The organism is Sphingomonas sp. (assembly GCF_036731925.1).
Taxonomy (GTDB): Bacteria; Pseudomonadota; Alphaproteobacteria; order Sphingomonadales; family Sphingomonadaceae; genus Sphingomonas.
The window spans coordinates 1,239,318-1,257,837 of record NZ_DAINDJ010000002.1 but is presented as its reverse complement, the minus strand read 5'-3'; the positions used below and the strand labels follow the sequence as shown (position 1 = coordinate 1,257,837).

21 protein-coding genes are annotated in these 18,520 nt (G+C 68.1%); 11 read left to right on the top strand and 10 right to left on the bottom strand.

All coding sequences use genetic code 11. From position 1 onward, the window contains the following. Positions 1 to 18: 18 nt before the first annotated feature. The 4 genes from plsX to V7E00_RS15460 all read left to right on the top strand — a co-directional run bounded on the left by plsX (position 19) and on the right by V7E00_RS15460 (position 2,824). On the top strand, positions 19 to 1,050 hold the full coding sequence (gene plsX, locus V7E00_RS15475; protein ID WP_333573507.1) for a phosphate acyltransferase PlsX: 1,032 nt from the start codon (positions 19 to 21) through the stop codon (positions 1,048 to 1,050). A 22-nt stretch (positions 1,051 to 1,072) separates the two neighbouring features. Continuing rightward, complete coding sequence (locus V7E00_RS15470) at positions 1,073 to 2,044, top strand: beta-ketoacyl-ACP synthase III (protein WP_333573506.1); 972 nt, start codon at positions 1,073 to 1,075, stop codon at positions 2,042 to 2,044. A gap of 106 nt (positions 2,045 to 2,150) precedes the next feature. Beyond that, positions 2,151 to 2,486: an integration host factor subunit alpha gene (locus V7E00_RS15465; RefSeq protein WP_443019212.1), complete on the top strand. Its 336-nt coding sequence runs from the start codon at positions 2,151 to 2,153 to the stop codon at positions 2,484 to 2,486. An 8-nt stretch (positions 2,487 to 2,494) separates the two neighbouring features. Further along, positions 2,495 to 2,824, top strand: coding sequence for a MerR family transcriptional regulator (locus V7E00_RS15460; RefSeq protein WP_333573505.1), 330 nt, complete (start codon positions 2,495 to 2,497; stop codon positions 2,822 to 2,824). Between the two features lie 86 nt (positions 2,825 to 2,910). Here the strand turns inward: V7E00_RS15460 and V7E00_RS15455 are convergent, their stop codons facing one another. The 3 genes from V7E00_RS15455 to V7E00_RS15445 form a co-directional block, all read right to left on the bottom strand. Further along, positions 2,911 to 3,444, bottom strand: a complete 534-nt coding sequence (locus V7E00_RS15455) for a SixA phosphatase family protein (RefSeq protein ID WP_333573504.1) — start codon at positions 3,442 to 3,444, stop codon at positions 2,911 to 2,913. Continuing rightward, positions 3,441 to 6,167, bottom strand: a complete 2,727-nt coding sequence (locus V7E00_RS15450; RefSeq protein ID WP_333573503.1) for an ATP-dependent DNA helicase — start codon at positions 6,165 to 6,167, stop codon at positions 3,441 to 3,443. Before V7E00_RS15450 ends, V7E00_RS15455 begins: the two co-directional genes overlap by 4 nt. Before the next feature lie 64 nt (positions 6,168 to 6,231). Continuing rightward, the gene (locus V7E00_RS15445) at positions 6,232 to 6,417 is read right to left on the bottom strand and encodes a DUF4169 family protein (RefSeq protein ID WP_333573502.1); all 186 of its coding nucleotides are present in this window, start codon (positions 6,415 to 6,417) and stop codon (positions 6,232 to 6,234) included. 62 nt (positions 6,418 to 6,479) lie between these two features. On the opposite strand from V7E00_RS15445, the gene ssb reads away from it, so the two are divergent. After that, positions 6,480 to 7,064: a single-stranded DNA-binding protein gene (ssb, locus tag V7E00_RS15440; protein ID WP_333573501.1), complete on the top strand. Its 585-nt coding sequence runs from the start codon at positions 6,480 to 6,482 to the stop codon at positions 7,062 to 7,064. A gap of 13 nt (positions 7,065 to 7,077) precedes the next feature. On the opposite strand, the gene V7E00_RS15435 is transcribed toward ssb, so the two are convergent. Then, positions 7,078 to 8,727: a hypothetical protein gene (locus V7E00_RS15435; protein ID WP_333573500.1), complete on the bottom strand. Its 1,650-nt coding sequence runs from the start codon at positions 8,725 to 8,727 to the stop codon at positions 7,078 to 7,080. 173 nt (positions 8,728 to 8,900) lie between these two features. On the opposite strand from V7E00_RS15435, the gene V7E00_RS15430 reads away from it, so the two are divergent. Further along, entirely contained in the window at positions 8,901 to 9,350 is a 450-nt protein-coding gene (locus tag V7E00_RS15430; RefSeq protein WP_333573499.1) for a hypothetical protein, read from the top strand. Between the two features lie 4 nt (positions 9,351 to 9,354). Here the strand turns inward: V7E00_RS15430 and V7E00_RS15425 are convergent, their stop codons facing one another. Both V7E00_RS15425 and panC read right to left on the bottom strand, forming a co-directional pair. After that, positions 9,355 to 9,651 (bottom strand): hypothetical protein, encoded by a 297-nt coding sequence (locus tag V7E00_RS15425; protein ID WP_333573498.1) that lies wholly within the window; start codon positions 9,649 to 9,651, stop codon positions 9,355 to 9,357. Positions 9,652 to 9,740: 89 nt separating this feature from the next. Next, positions 9,741 to 10,574 (bottom strand): pantoate--beta-alanine ligase, encoded by an 834-nt coding sequence (panC, locus tag V7E00_RS15420; RefSeq protein ID WP_333573497.1) that lies wholly within the window; start codon positions 10,572 to 10,574, stop codon positions 9,741 to 9,743. Between the two features lie 80 nt (positions 10,575 to 10,654). On the opposite strand from panC, the gene V7E00_RS15415 reads away from it, so the two are divergent. The 3 genes from V7E00_RS15415 (at position 10,655) to pgmG (ending at position 13,238) form a co-directional block, all read left to right on the top strand. Continuing rightward, positions 10,655 to 11,449: a division plane positioning ATPase MipZ gene (locus V7E00_RS15415; RefSeq protein WP_121072932.1), complete on the top strand. Its 795-nt coding sequence runs from the start codon at positions 10,655 to 10,657 to the stop codon at positions 11,447 to 11,449. Beyond that, positions 11,449 to 11,712: a J domain-containing protein gene (locus tag V7E00_RS15410; RefSeq protein WP_333573496.1), complete on the top strand. Its 264-nt coding sequence runs from the start codon at positions 11,449 to 11,451 to the stop codon at positions 11,710 to 11,712. The genes V7E00_RS15415 and V7E00_RS15410 overlap by 1 nt, the downstream gene beginning before the upstream one ends. Before the next feature lie 137 nt (positions 11,713 to 11,849). Next, the gene (gene pgmG, locus V7E00_RS15405; RefSeq protein ID WP_333573495.1) at positions 11,850 to 13,238 is read left to right on the top strand and encodes a phosphoglucomutase/phosphomannomutase PgmG; all 1,389 of its coding nucleotides are present in this window, start codon (positions 11,850 to 11,852) and stop codon (positions 13,236 to 13,238) included. A 188-nt stretch (positions 13,239 to 13,426) separates the two neighbouring features. Here the strand turns inward: pgmG and V7E00_RS15400 are convergent, their stop codons facing one another. Genes V7E00_RS15400 through metX form a run of 3 tightly spaced genes read right to left on the bottom strand, consistent with a single transcriptional unit; the run spans position 13,427 to position 16,001 of the window. Next, positions 13,427 to 14,290, bottom strand: coding sequence for a pirin family protein (locus V7E00_RS15400; RefSeq protein ID WP_333573494.1), 864 nt, complete (start codon positions 14,288 to 14,290; stop codon positions 13,427 to 13,429). Then, a complete protein-coding gene (gene metW, locus V7E00_RS15395; protein ID WP_333573493.1) occupies positions 14,287 to 14,880 on the bottom strand; it encodes a methionine biosynthesis protein MetW in 594 nt (197 codons plus the stop codon). Before metW ends, V7E00_RS15400 begins: the two co-directional genes overlap by 4 nt. Beyond that, the gene (metX, locus tag V7E00_RS15390; RefSeq protein WP_333573492.1) at positions 14,877 to 16,001 is read right to left on the bottom strand and encodes a homoserine O-acetyltransferase MetX; all 1,125 of its coding nucleotides are present in this window, start codon (positions 15,999 to 16,001) and stop codon (positions 14,877 to 14,879) included. The genes metW and metX overlap by 4 nt, the downstream gene beginning before the upstream one ends. Positions 16,002 to 16,091: 90 nt before the next feature. Between metX and hisC the strand changes: the two genes are divergently transcribed. Both hisC and V7E00_RS15380 read left to right on the top strand, forming a co-directional pair. Continuing rightward, a complete protein-coding gene (gene hisC / locus V7E00_RS15385) occupies positions 16,092 to 17,186 on the top strand; it encodes a histidinol-phosphate transaminase (RefSeq protein WP_333573491.1) in 1,095 nt (364 codons plus the stop codon). Next, positions 17,186 to 18,094, top strand: coding sequence for a prephenate/arogenate dehydrogenase family protein (locus V7E00_RS15380; protein ID WP_333573490.1), 909 nt, complete (start codon positions 17,186 to 17,188; stop codon positions 18,092 to 18,094). The genes hisC and V7E00_RS15380 overlap by 1 nt, the downstream gene beginning before the upstream one ends. Positions 18,095 to 18,242: 148 nt before the next feature. Here V7E00_RS15380 and V7E00_RS15375 read toward each other — a convergent pair whose 3' ends face one another. Continuing rightward, positions 18,243 to 18,479 carry a hypothetical protein gene (locus V7E00_RS15375; RefSeq protein WP_333573489.1) on the bottom strand — a complete coding sequence of 79 codons (237 nt, stop codon included), beginning with the start codon at positions 18,477 to 18,479 and terminating at the stop codon, positions 18,243 to 18,245. Positions 18,480 to 18,520: the final 41 nt, after the last annotated feature.

The following is an 18,520-nucleotide window of genomic DNA, read 5'->3' as shown; positions in this document are numbered from 1 at the left end:
CAACGGGGGGTTGCCGGTATGACTGTTCCCTCGCGGATCGCCGTCGATGCAATGGGCGGCGATGAGGGGGTCGCCGTCATGCTCGCCGGCGCTGCACGTGCACGTCGCCGCTTCGAGGGGATGGAGTTCCTTCTCGTCGGCGACGAGTCGCGCATTCGTGACGGCTTGAAGGCGCATCCGAACCTGGCAGCCGCGTGCGAGATCGTCCACGCGGCCGAAGTCGTTGCGTCCGATGCCAAGCCGAGCCAGGCGATCCGCCGCGCCAAGACTACCTCGATGGGAATCGCCATCGATCTGGTGAAGCAGGGGCGTGCCGGGGCGGCCGTATCCTCGGGCAACACCGGCGCGTTGATGGCGATGGCCAAGCTGTCGCTCCGCACGATGGCGGGGATCGACCGGCCGGCGCTTGCCGCGCTGCTGCCGTCGCTTGGCGACAACGACACGGTGATGCTCGATCTCGGCGCCAATACCGAAGTGGACGAGCGCAACCTCGTCCAGTTCGCGGTGATGGGTGCTGCCTATGCGCGCACGGCGCTCGATCTCGCGCGCCCGCGCGTGGCGCTGCTCAACATCGGCACCGAAGAGATGAAGGGCACCGACAGCATCCGCGATGCTGCCGCCCAGCTGCGTGCCGCCAAGCATCTGCCGCTCGAATTCACCGGTTTCATTGAAGGCAACCGGCTGTCGCGCGGTGATGTCGACGTGATCGTCTGCGACGGTTTTTCGGGGAATATCGCGCTCAAGACGGCCGAAGGCACCGCGCGCTTCGTGGCGGACCTGCTGCGCCGCGCGTTCAGCAGTTCGCTGCGCTCGAAGCTCGGCTTCCTGATCTCGAAGCCGGCGACCGAGCTGCTCCGCCACCATCTCGACCCGAACAACCATAATGGTGCCGTTTTCCTCGGGCTGAACGGCATTGTCGTGAAGAGTCACGGCGGCGCCAACGAAGTCGGGGTGGATACCGCGATCGGCTTTGCCGCCAAGATGGTGCGCGACGACCTGACCCGGCGTATTGCCGAGGATCTGGGGAACTTCGAGGCCAAGGCCGCGTAAGAGACGGGATAGAAGGGGTCGCATGACCGTACGTTCGGTGATTCTCGGCACGGGTTCCGCCCTGCCGGCGCAGCGTGTTTCCAACGCGGAGCTGGCGGAGCGCGTCGATACCAGCGACGAGTGGATCGTCGAGCGGACCGGTATCCGCTTCCGCCACATCGCCGGGCCGGAGGAAACCACCGGCACGCTCGCCGCCGATGCGGCGCGCGCGGCGCTGGAGGCGGCCGGGATTGCGGCAGGCGAGATCGACCTGATCGTGCTCGCCACCGCGACGCCGGACCAGACCTTTCCTGCCACGGCGACGCGCGTGCAGAATGCGCTCGGCATCCTCGATTGCGTTGCCTTCGACGTGGCGGCGGTTTGCTCGGGCTTCCTCTATGCGGTGCAGGTCGCCGATTCGATGCTGCGCGCGGGCGTGCATCGCCGGGCGCTGGTGATCGGCGCCGAGACCTTCAGCCGCATTCTCGATTGGGAAGACCGCACCACCTGCGTGTTGTTCGGCGACGGCGCCGGCGCGATCGTGCTGGAAGCGCAGGAAACGGACGGCGATGCGCCGCAGGGCATCCTTGCCACCAAGCTCCACGCCGATGGCCGCTACAATGATTTGCTTTATGTCGACGGCGGCGTGTCGACCACCGGCACTGTCGGCAAGCTGCGGATGAAGGGGCGGGAGGTGTTCCGCCATGCCGTCACCAACCTTGCCTCGGTGATGCAGGAATCGCTTGCCGCCGCCGGCCTTCAGCCTGGCGATGTCGATTGGGTGGTGCCGCACCAGGCCAATGCGCGGATTCTCGACGCGACCGCGCGCAAGCTGGATCTGGCGCCGGAGAAGGTGGTCGTCACGGTCGATCGGCACGCCAATACCTCGGCCGCGTCGGTACCGCTCGCGCTCGATGCTGCGGTGCGGGACGGACGGATCCAGCGCGGCGACCTACTCGTATTGGAAGCCATGGGGGGCGGGTTCACCTGGGGTGCAGCCGTCGTCCGCTTCTAGGCGTTGTTTCGGTATCCCCATTTTGGACCAGCTACGTGTTTTTCCAGAATATGTCTGAGGCGTTACTGACGCTTCAACATGAATCTTGATAGCGCGTAACAATCTGATACGGGTACCCCAGTACACGAAAGGAATTGCTGGAATGACTGCTGCGGGAACGCTGACGAGGGCAGACTTGGCCGAGTCGCTGCATCGCGAAGTGGGGTTGTCGCGCGCCGACGCCTCGCGGATCGTCGAGCAGATCCTGAAGCACATGTGCGAGGCACTGGCGAAGGGCGAGAACGTCAAGATCTCGGGCTTTGGCAGCTTCGTACTGCGGGACAAGGGCGAGCGGGTCGGCCGCAACCCGAAGACGGGCGTGGAAGTGCCCATCGCCCCGCGTCGTGTGCTCACCTTCCGTGCCAGCCAGATGATGCGGGATCGCATCGTCTCGGCGCGCTGAGGTCCCCGATGTCGGCGACCGAGAAGGCCGCCGGCGCGTTGCGGACCATAGGTGAGCTCGCCGCTGAAATCGGCAGGCCGCAGCATATCTTGCGCTATTGGGAAACCCGGTTTCCCCAGCTGAAGCCTCTCACCCGTGCGGGCAACCGCCGGTATTATCGACCCGATGACGTGGCGCTGGTGCGCCGCATCCATCACCTCCTCAGCGAGGAGGGCTACACCATCCGCGGCGTGCAGCGGCTGCTGGCCGACGAAAAGGCGGCACGCGGCAAGAACCGCACCGTAGAGCTGCAGACGATCCGGGATTCGCTGGCACAGGCGCTGGAAGAGGATCGCTGACGACAGCGTTGGGCGAGGGTGGGGCGAATCGCCTCCCCCTCGTCCTTTCGTGCTGAGTCGGCGTCGTTGGCAACGCCGTGTCCGCCTCAGGCGTCAGGGCCGAGACTTGGATCGAGATCGCGCGGCCGGACAAAGCGGACCAGCTCGGCGTCCGCGCGTGATGACTCGCGCCAGTGCGCGATGTTGAAGCGCAGTTCGGCAAGCGTCGCCGTGGGGAATTTCTCCTCCGCCGCGTCGCGCAGCGGCCCCGGCGTGCGGACCCGATCCAGCACCAATTCCTCCAGCCCCGGATTGTGCCCCGAGAGCAGCACGGTGCCGGCGCTGTCCGGCAGGTCCTCGATCGCGTCGAGCAGCGTGCCGAGCGAGGCGAGATACAGTTTCTGGTCCCAGGCGGGTTCGATCGCCGCGCCAAGCCCGTGCGACACCTCCGCCAGCGTTTCCCGCACCCGCACTGCGGGAGAGGCAATGGCGTGGTCGAAGCGCAGACCCTGCTCGCGGAGATAGCGACCCATCGCGACGGCGGCGCGCTGGCCTTTGGGATTGAGCGGCCGATCGAAATCGCGCGCGACCGGATCGTCCCAACCGGACTTGGCGTGGCGGAGGACGAGAAGGGTCTTCATGCTTCCCCGAGATGAGCGCTGGCGGTTTCGCCCGCCTCATGCCGCAAGCTTGGCCCCAAGGAAAGCCGAACCCGCTCAACCGCCTGATCCAGTGTCGTCCGGGTGATGCGCGTGCCCGGCGGGAAGGCATCCAGAAGCCGCGAGGGCGTTGCGGCAGACAGTAGCACGAAGGCGCCGCGATCATCGGCGCGCCGAATCAACCGACCGAACGCCTGGGCCAGCCGGGCGCGAACGATGCGATCGTCATAGGCAGAGCCGCCCCCCGCCAGCCGCCGCGCGGCGTGAAGCACGCTCGGCTTGGGCCAGGGCACGCCTTCCATCACCACCAGCCGCAGCGAATCGCCGGGTACGTCGACCCCGTCGCGCAGCGCATCGGTGCCGATCAGCGAAGCGCGCGGATCGTCGCGAAAGATGTCGACCAGCGTGCCGGTATCGATCGGATCGACATGCTGGGCGAGCAGCGGCAGGCCGTCGCGCGCCAGACGATCGGCGATGCGGGCATGCACCGCGCGGAGGCGACGGATGGCGGTGAACAGCCCGAGCGTCCCGCCGCCCGCTGCGGCGATCAGGCGGGCATAGGCATTGGCCAATGCCGGCAGGTCGCCGCGCTTCACGTCGGTGACGATCAGCACCTCGGCCTGGTTGGGATAGTCGAACGGGCTCTTCGCCTCGAACCGCTGGGCCGGGCGGAGCAGGTGCGTGCTGCCGGCCCGCGCCTCGGCGACGTCCCAGTCGCCGCCGGCGCGCAGCGTGGCGGAGGTGACGAGCACGCCATGCGCCGGCTCCAGCACCGTCTTGGCGAGCGGCTTGGCCGGATCGAGCCAGTGGCGATGCAGGCCAATATCGAACTCGCGGCCTTCGACCCGGTCGACCGCCAGCCAGTCGACGAATTCGGGATCGGCCGGGCCGCCGATCCGAGCGATCAGCGCGAGCCAGGCGCCTACGGTATCGACCCGCCAGCCGAGCGAGGCGATCGCGCCTTCGATGCGGGCGCGGGCGGGGCCGTCCATCCAGTCGGGCGCCTCGGCGAGCACCGCCTCCAGCCGGCGACCGAGGACGACCATCGGGCGGAGCAGCGCATCCAGCGCGGCGGTGGCGGCACCGGCGGCCTCGACCAGCGCGGCGTCGGGTTCGGTCAGCTCGGTCTCCAGCCCATAACCCGCATCGGCCGAGCCGTTAGTGTCGCGGGCATAGACCAGGCCGCGCACGGCGGCGAGCAGCGCCTCAACCGGACCGAAAGGCTCGCCTTCGTTGAGGCGCTGGAGCCAGCCGTCGCTCGGGAGCGCGCGGGCGGCGTCGACGGCTTCGGAAATGGCGCGGCCGCCGGCATCGTCATAGCTAGCGACGTCGGACAGGCGCGCTGCGAGGCCGCGGCGGCGTCCGCGCGATCCGGATTCGGGGCCGGTCAGCCAGCGGCGCAGCTCGATCGATTCCTGGCCCGTCAGCGCGACCGAGAACATCGCGTCGGCGGCGTCGAACAGGTGATGGCCCTCGTCGAACACGTAGCGGGTGGGGCGCGTCTGGTTCTCACGGCCCCGCGCCGCATTGACCATCACCAGCGCGTGATTGGCGATGACGATGTCGGCATCGGCGCTGGCGCGGGCGGCGCGCTCGATGAAGCATTTCCGATAATGCGGGCAGCCGGCATAGATGCACTCGCCGCGGCGATCGGTGAGCGCGGTCGATCCGTTGCGCCGGAACAGGGTGGGGAGCCAGCCGGGCAGGTCGCCGCCGACCATGTCGCCGTCCGCGCTATAGACCGCCCAGCGCGCAACGAGTTGCGCCAGGATCGCCGCGCGCCCGGCGAACCCGCCCTGCAGCGCATCCTCCAGATTGAGCAGGCACACGTAATTCTCGCGCCCCTTGCGGGTGACGATGCGGGCGCGGCGCTGGACGGGATCCGGGAAAAGCCGCTCGCCCTCGTTGCCCAGCTGGCGTTGCAGCGCCTTGGTGAAGGTGGAAACCCACACCGGCCCGCCGGACTTCTCCGCCCAGAGCGAGGCAGGGGCGAGATAGCCGAGCGTCTTGCCGATGCCGGTACCCGCCTCGGCCAGCACCATGTTGGGCGTATCCGGCACGCTGCGCGGCGCGAAGGCTTGCGCCGCGGCATCGGCATAGTCGCGCTGGCCCTGGCGGCGCTCGGCGGTGGCGCCGGTCAGGCGGGCGAGCCGTTCTGCCACATCGGCGGAGTCGAGCGTGATCGTGCGCGGCGCGGGGCGCGGCGCACCCTCCTCCCATTCGGGCAGTTTGGAGAAGAGCCAGCGCTCGGCGCGCTCTGGCTTGGCGATGCGCTGGCCGAGTGCGGCGCTCCACGGCCAACGCAGGCGGCCGAGGGATTGCAGCCCGTGCCAGGCGCCTTCGCGCTCGGGCCAGTCCCCTTCGGCCAGCGCGAGCAGTGCGGCGGCGGCCTCGCGCAGGAACGCGGCGACGTGGGCGTCGTCCTTGGGCGGCTCCAGCCCGCAGGCCCGGGCGAGGCCCTTGGGGGTCGGCACCATGAAGCGGGCGGGACGGAGGAAGGCGAACAGCTCGAGCAGATCGAGCCCGTTCAGCTCGGGGTGGCCGAGCCGCTGGCCCACCAGCGGTGCGTTGAGCAGCAGCACCGGCGTATCGGCGGCGATCCGGATCGCCTCGCCCCGGCTCAGCCCGCGCGTGCCTTCGGCCGTGGCGATCCACACGCCGGAATGGCTGGCGTAGAGGGCGGGGTAGGGGAGCGGCGGCAGCATCGGATCCGTCTACTTGTACACGATGCGTTCCGCTTTGACAGCGACAATGCGCCGAGCCGAGGGCTCAGTCCTCGGGCGTCTCGCGCTTTGCCTGATCCAGCGTTCGTACCTTCCGCTCCGCCTCCGCGGCGTCGCGCGCCTTTTCCGCCTTGGTGCGCCCGAACCGGGCGCGATTGGCCTCGGCTTCCGCTTTGGCGGTCGCTTTCGCTCTCGCTTTTCGCGCTTTGTTCAGGTTAAGGATCTCGGCCATATTTGAGTCTTTCTAGCGCCCCTTCGCGCGGGCGCACCATCGTATATCGGAGTTTTTGCGGCATGGCGGGCAGCGTCAACAAGGTGATCCTCGTCGGCAATCTGGGGCGCGACCCCGAGAGCCGGGCGTTCCAGAACGGCGGCAAAGTGGTCGAGCTGCGCATCGCCACCTCGGAAAGCTGGAAGGACCGCAACAGCGGCGAGCGCAAGGAAAAGACCGAGTGGCACACGGTGAAGATCTTCAGCGAAGGTCTCGCCAATGTCGCCGAGCGCTATCTGCGCAAGGGCAGCAAGGTCTATCTCGAAGGCCAGCTGCAGACCCGCAAGTGGCAGGACCAGAGCGGCGCGGACCGCTATTCGACCGAGATCGTGCTGCAGGGCTTCAACGCGCAGATGGTGCTGCTCGATGGTCCGGGCGGCGGCCAGGGCGGCGGCATGGGCGGCGGCCGCAGCAGCGGTGGCGGCGACGATTGGGGTGCGGACGATTCGTTCGGCGGCGGTAGCGGCGGCGGCTTTGGCGGCGGTGCACCCGCGGGCCGCGGCGGCGGCAACTTCAATGGCGGCGGCCAGCGCAGCGGCGGTGCGGCGAGCGGCGGCGGCTTCGGCGGCGGCTTCCCGGACGATCTGGACGACGACGTGCCCTTCTGATCGATCGGGATCTTCAGCGGCCTGCGCCCGGTGCGGGCGCGGCGCAGGGCCGCCAGAGTTCGAGCGCCCGCTCTTCCCACCAGAAGGTCATGCGCGGCAGCGCGGTGCGGCAATAGCGCCCCCGATGCGCCGCCAGCCAGCGCGCTGGCCCGGAGGCCGCGAACAGCGGCAGCACCGGCGTCACGAACCAGACGCTGGCGCGCTCCTCCTCGCTCAGCCGTCCCCACGCCACGTCCGGCCAGCTTGCCGTCGCCGGATTCAGCCACAGGAGCACCGGCGCCGTTGCGCCCAGCGAGGCCGCCACGCCCGGCCCGGTCCCCGACAGATCGACGAGCAGCGCACCCGCGGCACGACCGCGCGTGCCGTTCAGGAAGGCCGCCGTCTCCTCGTCGACCAGCAGCGAACTGCCGGTCACCGGATGATGTGCGGGGATGGTTTGCGCGAAGATCGAGTCGGGCAGGCTGTAGGGCGCCATCGCCGCGGCAAGCAGCAGCAGTGGGGGGGCGGCAAGGGTCAGCAGCGTCGCCCCGCGCCGTCGCCAGCGCAGCGGATCGTCCTGGGCCAGGCGGAACAGCGCGAGCAGCGGGAAGACCATGCTGAAGTCAAGCTGCGCCCATTGGTTGTTGAAGGTGCCGAGCGCCACGGCGAAAGGCGCGGCGAGCAGCAGGGCCAGCAGCAGCCGGTCCTTGCGCGCGACGAGGGCTGCATAGCCGCCAGCGAGCAGCAGCAGCGCGAGCCCAGGAAACTCCGGGATGCCGCCGTCCAGCGTATCGGGAATCGTCGTGGCCAGATAGAGTAGCGCCAGGCCCATCGCCACGTGCCCGAGCCAGGCCGCCCAGCGCGTTTCCCGCAGCGTCAGCGCGCCGAGCATGGCGAGTGCGGCGCCGCTCAGCAGCGGCGGAACCGCCGCCCAGTCGCCCAAGATCTTGATCGGCAGGTGCAGGGGCGTGTTGGGGAGCGCCAGAATGTGCTGGCTGGCCGAAATCCGCGCCAGCAGCGCCGGAACGCGGGACAGCGGCAGGAATAGCCCGATCAGCGGCACCGCAAGCGCAATCGCCCCGAGCAGCGCCACGCCCTGGCGCCGATCGCGGCGCAGCGTGGTGCCGGCCAGCACGACCAGCAGCGCGCCGCCCAGCGCGAACAGCGGCGGCTTGGTGAAGGCGGCGATGCAGAGGCCGAAGGCGATCGCTGCGATCGCGGCGAGCCGGACGGGTAGAGCGCGGGGGCGCAGGATCGTCGCCAGGCCGGCGAGCACTAGCATCGCGCCGACATTGGCCGCGGAATTGTAGCTGGGCGTGACGATCCAGGGGAAATAGATCACCAGCGCCGCGGCACCCCCGAACAGCGCGAAGCGCAGCCGTGCGGCCGGATCTGGCGCGACTCGGTCGCCTAGCAGTGCCCCGGCCGTGGCGGTGATCGCGAAGCCGGCCAGCCGGTAGCGCGCCACGTCGCCGCCGAGCAGCGCATATAGTGGGTGCAGCAGATAGCCGAAGGGCTGGTAGAGCAGCGCATAGGCCTCGGGATTGCGCGCCCAGACGAGGTAGAAGATCTCGTCGGTCAGATCGATGCCGCGGCCGGCGCCGTACGCCAGCATCCCCCCGCAGAACAGCAGCGCCAGCACCGCACCGACGGGCACCAGCCTCGCGGACGACAATCGAACCATGATGCGGCATTCCCCCGATATGGCCTCACGGGCCTTAGGCACCGCTATCAGAGCCGGGCGGGCCGCACCACGGGGCGAGGGAGCAAAGCGCGCGCCCCGCCGTTCCAATGACCGGAATGTCGGCGCATGGGCGCCCGGCCGGAAGAGGGGGCCCGATGCGAAGTCATCACGGGATGGGACGAACCGCGATGCTGACAGCGCTCGCCTTGGTGGCGGCCTGCGGACGCGGGGAGCGCAGTACGGAGGATCCGGTGGGGCAGAACGTCGCGGCTGCGGCTGCGGCGGGCGTGCCGGCCAATGTCGCGGCGGCGGTGGATTGCAGCAACAAGCCCGATTTCGTGCCGGTCTATGCCAATGCCACAATTCTCAGCTGTACCGCGGCACCCGACGGGCTGGAGGGGCGGCATGTCAGCGGCAATCTGGTCTATGAGACCGATGCGCCCGTGAAGCAGGTGCTGGGGTGGTCGCGCGGGCAGGCGAATGCCTCGGGCCTCAAATATCGTCACGAGACCGGCTTCAGCTATGAGGCGGGGGAAGAGGCGGAACGCAGTCTGCGCGTCGTTGCCGAGAGCCATCTCGGCCGCACGCGCGTGTCCATCAGCTGGGGCCAGAAGGCCAGCTGATGGCTCAGGCTGCGCGGCTCTCCAGTCCCCGCAGCCAGGCGCGCGCAGCCTTTTGCGCTTCGATGATCTCGCGGGCGGTCATGTCCTCGGCGATGTCGGCGCGGCAGGCCTGCGCTTCGGTGCTGCCGGTCATCGCTGCGATGTTGAACCATTTGTGCGCCTCGACCAAGTCGATCGTCACGCCTTCGGCGCCGCTCGAATAGACGACGCCAAGATCGAAACAGGCATCGGCGCTACCGCGTGCCGCATCGCGCAGCCGGCTTTCAATCAGAAATCGCGCACTCTTCTCACTATTTGCCATTGTTGCATCGCCCCTGTTCGGCTGCTTCGTTGCGGCCGAATTTGGGGGGGAACGGACAACAAAAGGTTAAGCCGCTTAACCGTAATAGTTCATAGCACGGGGATATTGTCGATCAGCCGGGTGCCGCCGATCCGCGCGGCGGCGAGCAGCCGCATCGGCCGGCCCTCCACCGGCGCAGCGAGCGACTCGGCATCGACCAGGGCGACATAATCGACATCGAATCCCGCCGCGGTGAGCGATTCCTGCGCCTGGGCCAGCGCCGCGTCGCGGTCGCCGCCTTCGCCGATCGTCTTGGCGGCGGCGCCGAGCGCGCGCGGCAACGCGACGGCGCGGGTGCGATCCTCGGGCATCAGATAGGCGTTGCGCGAGGAGAGGGCGAGGCCGTCATCCTCGCGCTGGGTCGGCACGCCCTGGATGTCGATGGGCATGTCGAGATCCGCGACCATGCGGCGAATCACCTGGAGCTGCTGCCAGTCCTTTTCGCCGAACAGCGCAACGTCGGGCTGCACCTGGTGGAAGAGCTTGGACACGACCGTGGCGACGCCGTCGAAATGGCCGGGGCGGTGCGCGCCGTCGAGCGGCTCGCTGACGCCGGCCACGCGTACGCTGGTGGCGAAACCCTCCGGATACATGATCTCCGGGGTCGGCATCCAAAGAAGGTCGACGCCGGCATTGGCCAGCAGCCGCGAATCGGCCTGTTCACGGCGAGGGTACTTTGCCAAGTCCTCATTTGGTCCGAACTGGATCGGATTGACGAAGATCGACACGATCACGCGGCCGCCGGCGCGCTTCGCCGCTTCGACCAGCGCCATATGCCCGTCATGCAGCGCGCCCATGGTGGGCACGAAGGCCAGCCGGGCGCCTTCGCTGCGGAAGGCGTCCAGCGCCTGGCGAAGATCGTCGATCTGGCGAACGGTTTGCACGCTTGGGCACTTTCGATATGAACGGAAGCGGGGCCTTCTATGGGGGGGAGGCCGCCCGATCAAGTGAAGGAATAGCTGCGTTGAATCAGCCCGCCAAACGACTGCATGTGCTGGTTTTTGCCAATGAAAAAGGCGGCACGGGCAAGTCGACCACCGCGGTGCACGCGGCGATCGCGCTGGCCGCGAAGGGCGCGCGCGTCGCCTGTTTCGATCTGGATCACCGCCAGCGGACGATGGGCCGCTACCTCGACAATCGCCGCGCGACGATGCGCCGGATGGGCCGCGAGCTGCCGATGCCGGTCTACGAGACGCATGACGGCGAAAGCATGGACTTCTTCACCGATACGCTCGACCGGCTGGGCGAAGGCGCCGATTTCCTGGTGATCGACACGCCGGGCCGCGACGACAAGTTCGCGCGCATCTCCGTCACCAATGCCGACACGCTGGTCACGCCGATGAACGACAGCTTCGTCGACTTCGACCTGATCGGCCAAGTGGATCCGGACAGCTTCCGGGTAACCCGCCCCAGCTTCTATTCGGAAATGATCTGGGAATCGCGCAAGCGCCGCGCCAAGGCGGACGGCGAGACGATCGACTGGGTGGTGCTGCGCAACCGCATGCAGCATATCGAGGCGCGCAACATGAAGCGCGTGTCCGAGGCGATCGACCAGCTTTCCAAGCGCGTCGGCTTCCGGGTGATTTCGGGGCTCTCCGAGCGCGTGATCTATCGTGAGCTGTTCCCGCAGGGCCTGACGATGCTCGACTCGCGCGAGTTCGGCGAGATGGGCCTCAGCCATGTCGCGGCGCGGCAGGAACTGCGCGAGATGATGGCAGGGCTCGCGCTGCCCGACGTCAACGCGCCGCTGTTCGCCTGATGGCGAAGGTCCTGATCGCCGCGGCGTTGCTCTACATCCTGTGGCGCTGGCTGCAGCCGAAGAAGAAGGCGCCTGTCGCACCGCCGCCCCGTCTCGGCGAGAGCGAGGCGCGGGCGATCCTTGGTGTCGATACTGCGGCGGGCCCCGAGGAAATCCGCGCGGCGCATCGTCGGCTCGTTTCGGCGCTGCATCCGGACCGGGGCGGCTCGGCCGAACTGACGCGACGGATCAATCTGGCGCGCGATACGTTGCTGCGCGGCTGAGGTCCGTCCTCTTCACGTAACATTTGCCTGTAACGATGTTGCAGCGCAAAATATTGATCTATTCGTGTCTCGGGCGGCTTGAAACTTCGTTTCGGGTCGCGGAAGAGGCGCGCATCTTTACCTTCGGGAGGGCTTACATGACGCACCGTTTCGATCCGACGTCGCTGCGCGAATACGACATCCGCGGGATCGTGGGGAAGACGCTGGGTCCGGACGACGCCCGCGCGATCGGCCGCGGCTTCGCGACGCTGCTGCGCCGCGCCGGCGGCCGCCGGGTGGCGGTGGGCCGCGACGGCCGCATCTCCTCGCCGATGCTCGAGGCCGCGCTGATCGAGGGTCTGACCGCCTCGGGCTGCGACGTGGTGCGCACCGGCATGGGCCCCACGCCGATGCTATATTATGCCGAGGCAACGCTGGAGGTGGACGGCGGCATCCAGATTACCGGCAGCCATAATCCCGGCAATTACAATGGTTTCAAGATGGTGTTCCAGCACCGCTCGTTCTTCGGCCAGGACATCCAGACGCTGGGCAAGATGGCGGCGGAAGGCGACTGGGACGAGGGCGACGGCACCGAGACGGTGACGGATGCCGATATCGAGGACCTCTATGTCAGCCGCCTGATCGCCGGCTATGCCGGTGGTTCGTTCAAGATCGGCTGGGACGCCGGCAACGGCGCGGCCGGCCCGGTGATCGAGAAGCTCGTCAAGCTGCTGCCGGGTGAGCACCATACGCTGTTCACCGACGTGGACGGTAATTTCCCCAACCATCATCCCGATCCTACCGAAGAGAAGAATCTCGCTGATCTGAAGAAGCTGGTCGCCGAGAAGAACCTCGATTTCGGTCTCGCTTTCGACGGTGACGGCGATCGCCTGGGCGCGATTGACGGCCAGGGCCGGGTGGTATGGGGCGACCAGCTGCTCGCCATCCTTGCCGAGCCGGTGCTGCGGATCGATCCGGGCGCGACGATCATCGCCGACGTGAAGGCCAGCCAGGCGCTCTACGACCGCATCGCGGAGCTGGGCGGCAACCCGGTGATGTGGAAGACCGGCCACAGCCTGATCAAGACCAAGATGAAGGAAACCGGCGCGCCGCTCGCGGGCGAGATGAGCGGCCACATCTTCTTCGCGCAGGACTATTACGGCTTCGACGACGCCCAGTACGCCGCGATCCGCCTGATCCAGGCGGTGCACGTGATCGGCAAGTCGCTCACCCAGCTCAAGGACGAGATGCCGGCAATGGTCAACACGCCGGAAATGCGCTTCCAGGTCGACGAGAGCCGCAAGTTCCCGGTGGTCGAGGAAGTGCTCGACCGGCTGGAGGCCGATGGTGCCGAGGTCGACCGCACCGACGGCGCGCGGGTGAACACGCCCGACGGCTGGTGGCTGCTGCGCGCGTCGAACACCCAGGACGTGCTCGTCGCCCGCGCCGAGGCGAAGGACCAGCAAGGCCTCGATCGCCTGATGGCGCAGATCGACGACCAGCTCGGCAAGAGCGGCATCGTCCGCGGCGAGCAGGCGGCGCATTGATATGGCTTCCCTCTCCCCATCGGGAAGAGAGGGACTGATGTAGAAGTTGGGGAGGGCTCTCGCAGCCTTCCCCCGTCATCCCCGCGCAGGCGGGGATCCATTGGCACTGAAGTTGCGGTTCTTTCCCCCAGCGCCGAGGGCAATGGATTCCCGCCTTCGCGGGAATGACAGTAAGGCCGCTGGGCTGGTTAGCCCGCGACGATCTCCGCCACGCCGAATGCCCCGCGCTGATAATCGGCATAGGCCTGGTGGATTTCCTGTGCGCTGTTCATCACGAACGGCCCATGCGCGACTACCGGCTCCGGGATCGGCGCGGCGTGCCCGAACAGCACCAGCGCGGGTTCGTCCGCGGCGAGCGTCAGCGTGTCGCCCGACGACAGGCTGGCCAGATGCCAGTTGGGCAGCGCGCGATCGCCCACCTTCACGCTCCCGCGCACGGCGTAGAGGAACAGGTCGCGGTCCTTGAGACCCTCGAAGGTCAGCGTGGCGCCTGCCGCAAGCTCCGCCCAGCACAAGAACACGCCGGTCAGCGACTCGATCGGACCGGTACGACGGCCGAAATCCCCCGAGACGAGGTGTACCGTCGCGCCATCGCCCGCGGCGATCTCCGGAAAGGCATCCGCCTGCAGCCCGACATAGCGCGGCGCGGTCATCTTTAGGCGGCTCGGCAGGTTCACCCAGAGCTGGAGGATCTCCATCGGCCCGCCGGCCTGCTTGAACTCGGCGGGCGAGACCTCGGCATGGACGATCCCGCGGCCCGCGGTCATCCACTTCACGCCGCCGGCGCGGATGATGCTCTCGTGCCCCGCCGAATCGGTGTGCGCCAGCGAGCCCTCCAGGATGAAGGTCACCGTCTCGAAGCCCCGATGCGGGTGCGGGCCGAAGGGCAGGCCGCGATTGCCCGGGGCGTAGGTCTGCGGCCCGTGATGGTTGAGGAACAGAAAGGCGCCGATCTGCTCCAGCCCTGGCCCCGGCACCGGACGGCGGGTAACGAGGTCGCCGATATCGTCGCGATAGGCGGCGTGGGTGGAAAGCAGGGTGACGTCGGTCATCGGTCGTGCCTCAACAGGAAAACGGCGTGTTCCGCCAGAAGATTGGCCATGCCCGATCCGGTCTGCTGGTCCCCCGAGAGGAACCAGGCGCCCTCGATGGCGATGCCGCGTTCCTTCACCAGCGCGCGGAAATCGTCGATCGTGACATGGTGGATGTTGGGCGTCGCATACCAGGCGATCGGCAGCAGCCGGGTGACCGGCATCCGCCCCCCGAACAGCAGCGAGGCGCGTACCCGCCAATGCGCGAAATTGGGGAACGACACGAACGCATGGCGGCCGATCCGCAGCAGCTGCTCCAGCACCCAGTCCGGTCGCCTGGTGGTCTGCAGCGTCTGGCTGAGGATGGCATAGTCGAAGCTGTCATCGGGATAGTCGGCCAGATCGGTGTCGGCATCGCCTTGAATTACCGACAGGCCGCGCCCCACCGCGGCGGCGACGTTGACGGGGTCGAGTTCCAGCCCGCGCGCATCGCAGCCATGCTGGTCGCGCAGCGCCGCCATCAGCGCGCCGTCGCCGCAGCCCACGTCGAGAATGCGCGCGCCGCGGTTTACATGGGCGGCGATGATCGCGAGGTCGGGGCGGAGTGTCATGGCCGGTCTCCAGCGGCAAGGAAGCCGCCGATCACGCGGTCGAGCTCCGGGCTCTCCAGCAGGAAGGCGTCATGGCCGAAGGGCGAACTCAGCTCGACAAAGCTGGCCGGCGCGCCGGCGGCGTTGAGCGCATGGGCGATGCTGCGCGATTCCGCCGTGGGATAGAGCCAGTCGGTGTCGAAGCTCACCACGCAGAACCGGGCCTGCGATTGGCGGAAGGCGTTGGCGAGCAGCCCGCCATGCTCCTCCGCGAGGTCGAAATAGTCGAGGGCGCGGGTGATGTAGAGGTAGGAGTTGGCATCGAACCGGTCGACAAACGCCAGCCCCTGATGGCGCAGATAGCTCTCGACCTGGAAATCGGCGTCGAAGCCGAAGGTCTTGGCGTCGCGGCCCTGGAGCTTGCGACCAAACTTGGCGGTGAGGCCCGCTTCGGACAGATAGGTGATGTGTGCCGCCATCCGCGCGACTGCCAGGCCGGCGGCGGGTGGATCCTGCGCTTCGTAATAGGCGCCGCCCCGCCACTTGGGGTCGGCCATGATCGCCTGGCGGCCGACTTCGTGAAAGGCGATGTTCTGCGCCGAGTGCCGCGCGGCCGACGCGATCACCACCGTGGCGCGCACCCGCTCGGGGAAGGTCGCCGCCCAGCTGAGCGCCTGCATCCCACCCATCGATCCGCCGACCACCGCGAACAGCCGGTCGATGCCGAGATGGTCGAGCAGCATGGCCTGTGCCCGCACCATGTCGCGGATGGTGATGACCGGGAACTGCATCCCCCAGGGCTGGCCGGTCGCCGGGTTGATCGTTGCGGGTCCCGAGGAGCCGAGGCAGCTGCCGAGCACGTTCGAGCAGATCACGAACCAGCGGTTGGTGTCGATCGGCTTGCCGGGGCCGACCATCCGTGCCCACCAGCCGGGTTTGCCGGTGACGGGATGTTCGGAGGCGAGATGCTGGTCGCCGGTCAGCGCGTGGCAGACGAGGATGGCGTTGCTCGCATCCGGAGCGAGGGTGCCATAGGTTTCATAGGCCATGTCCACGGGTGAGAAGAGCACGCCGCCATCGAGGCGCAGCGGCCCCGGCAGCGTTACCGAGCGGCGAAGGCCGAAACGCGGATCATCGGACATGTCCGGCGGTTAGGCGCGCGCGCGCCTGCGTTCAAGCTTCCCCGCCGCACGGCTTGCCAATCGGCGCCCATTCGGCCAATCCCCGGCGCCATGAACGCACCCGTCCCCAAGCCCTGGGTGATGGCCATCGCCCCCTATGTCCCGGGCCGCGCCACCACCGATTCGGGCAAGCCCGCCGCCAAGCTCTCGTCGAACGAGAATCCCTTCGGCACGCCCCAGGTCGCGCGCGACGCCTATGCCGCCGCCGCGACCGAGCTGGAGCGCTATCCCGATGCCGGCGCGGTCGCGCTGCGCGAGGCGCTGGGCGCGCATTACGGGGTGGAGCCCGAGCGGATCGTCTACGGCACCGGCTCGGACGAGGTGCTGCACCTCGCCGCCGGCGCGTTCGCGGGCCTGGGCGACGAGATCATCTATGTCCGCTACGGCTTCGCAGTGTACGACATCGCCGCCCGCCGGGTCGGCGCGACGCCAGTGGTGGCGCCAGACCGCGACTATGCGACGGATGTCGACGCGATCCTGGCCTGCGTGACCGAGAAGACCAAGATCGTCTTCCTGGCGAACCCTAACAACCCGACCGGCACCTACACGGCGCGCGAGGAGATCGCCCGCCTGCACGCCGCGCTCCCCAAGAGCGTGCTGCTGGTGCTCGACCAGGCGTACACCGAATATCTCGAGCCCGAGGACGATGACGGTGGGCTCGAGCTCGCCCGCACCGAGACCAACGTGCTGGTGACGCGCACCTTCTCCAAGATCTTCGGCCTCGCCTCGGAGCGGGTGGGCTGGGGCTATGGCCATCCCGACATCATCGCCGCGATGCACCGCATCCGCGCGCCCTTCGCGTTCAGCATCGGCGCCGGTCGTGCGGCGATTGCGGCACTTGGCGACAAGGATTTCGTGGAGCACAGCCGCGCCCACAATGCCCAGTGGCGCCAGTGGTTCGCTGACGAGATCGCGAGCATGGGCAACAAAGGCGTCCGTGCAGTGCCCTCCAAGGCAAACTTCCAGCTCGTCCTGTTCGAGGGCGAGGTGACCGGCGAGCAGGCCTACAAGCACCTGATGGAGGACGGCTATATCGTCCGCTGGCTGCCGGGCCAGGGCCTCCCCCACGGGCTGCGCATCACCATCGGCACCGAGGAAGAGATCAAGGGCGTGGCCGCCTCGCTGCGCCGCTTGCTCGGCGCCTGATGCTGCCCTTTGCCCGCGTTACCATCCTGGGCCTCGGGCTGATCGGCTCGTCGATAGCCCGCGGCATTCGCCAGCACATGCCGAGCGTGGCGGTCACCGGCTATGACGCCGATCCGGCCGTGCGCGAAACGGCGGTGGCGATCGAGCTGTGCGACGATGTGGCGGACAGCGCCGGCACCGCGGTGATCGACGCCGACCTGGTGATCTTGTGCGTGCCGGTTGGCGCGATGGGCGCGGTGGCAGCGGAGCTTGCCGCCGACCTTCCTGCCGAGGCGATCGTCAGCGATGTCGGCTCGTCGAAGCTGAGCGTGATCGAGGCGGTACGGGAAGCCCTGCCGAACGCGACCTTCATCCCGGCGCACCCGGTGGCGGGGACCGAGAATAGCGGGCCGACCGCCGGCTTTGCCTCGCTCTTCCACCATCGCTGGTGCATCGTCACGCCCCCTGAGGGCAGCGATGCGCTGGCGGTGGAGCGGGTGAGCGAATTCTGGCGGCGGCTCGGTGCGAATGTCGAGCTGATGGAGCCGGGGCACCATGATCGCGTGCTCGCCGTGACCAGCCATCTGCCGCACCTGATCGCCTATACGATCGTCGGCACCGCCTCGGACCTGGAGGAAGTCACCCAGTCCGAGGTAATCAAATATTCGGCCGGCGGCTTCCGCGACTTCACCCGCATCGCCGCCTCCGACCCGACGATGTGGCGCGACGTGTTCCTGAACAACCGCGAGGCGGTGCTCGACATGCTCCAGCGCTTCACCGAGGACCTGACCGCGCTGCAGCGCGCGATCCGCTGGGGCAAGGGTGACGAACTGTTCGAGCTGTTCAGCCGGACCCGGACGATCCGCCGCTCGATCATCGACCAGGGGCAGGACGATGCGCGGCCGGATTTCGGGCGTTCGCACGAGTAGGGGTGAGGGCGCCGGACCCCGGCGTCCGTCCACACCATCGTCATTCCCGCGAAGGCGGGAATCCATTTGCCAGGACGTTTGGGGAAAGAACCACGGATTCAGCGCCAATGGATCCCCGCCTTCGCGGGGATGACCGCGTCTGGGGAAGTTATCCCACAGTCATCGGCCCTGGGGACTCGCGCTCCACCATCCGCTCGCCCTGCCGCTGGCACGCCGCCTCCACCACAGGATAATCGACATCGGTGGCGCGACGAAGCGCGGCTTCCATGGCTTCCTGGCAGGCGACCTGTGACGTATAGCGGGCAGGCTCGATGCGGACCTGGCGGCATGCGGTGTTGTCGTCGCCGCAGCCCATGATGGCCAGTACGTAGAGCAGTTGGTCCATGAGACGTGACCTCCTGCCGCTTTCAACGTGCGGACCTACGC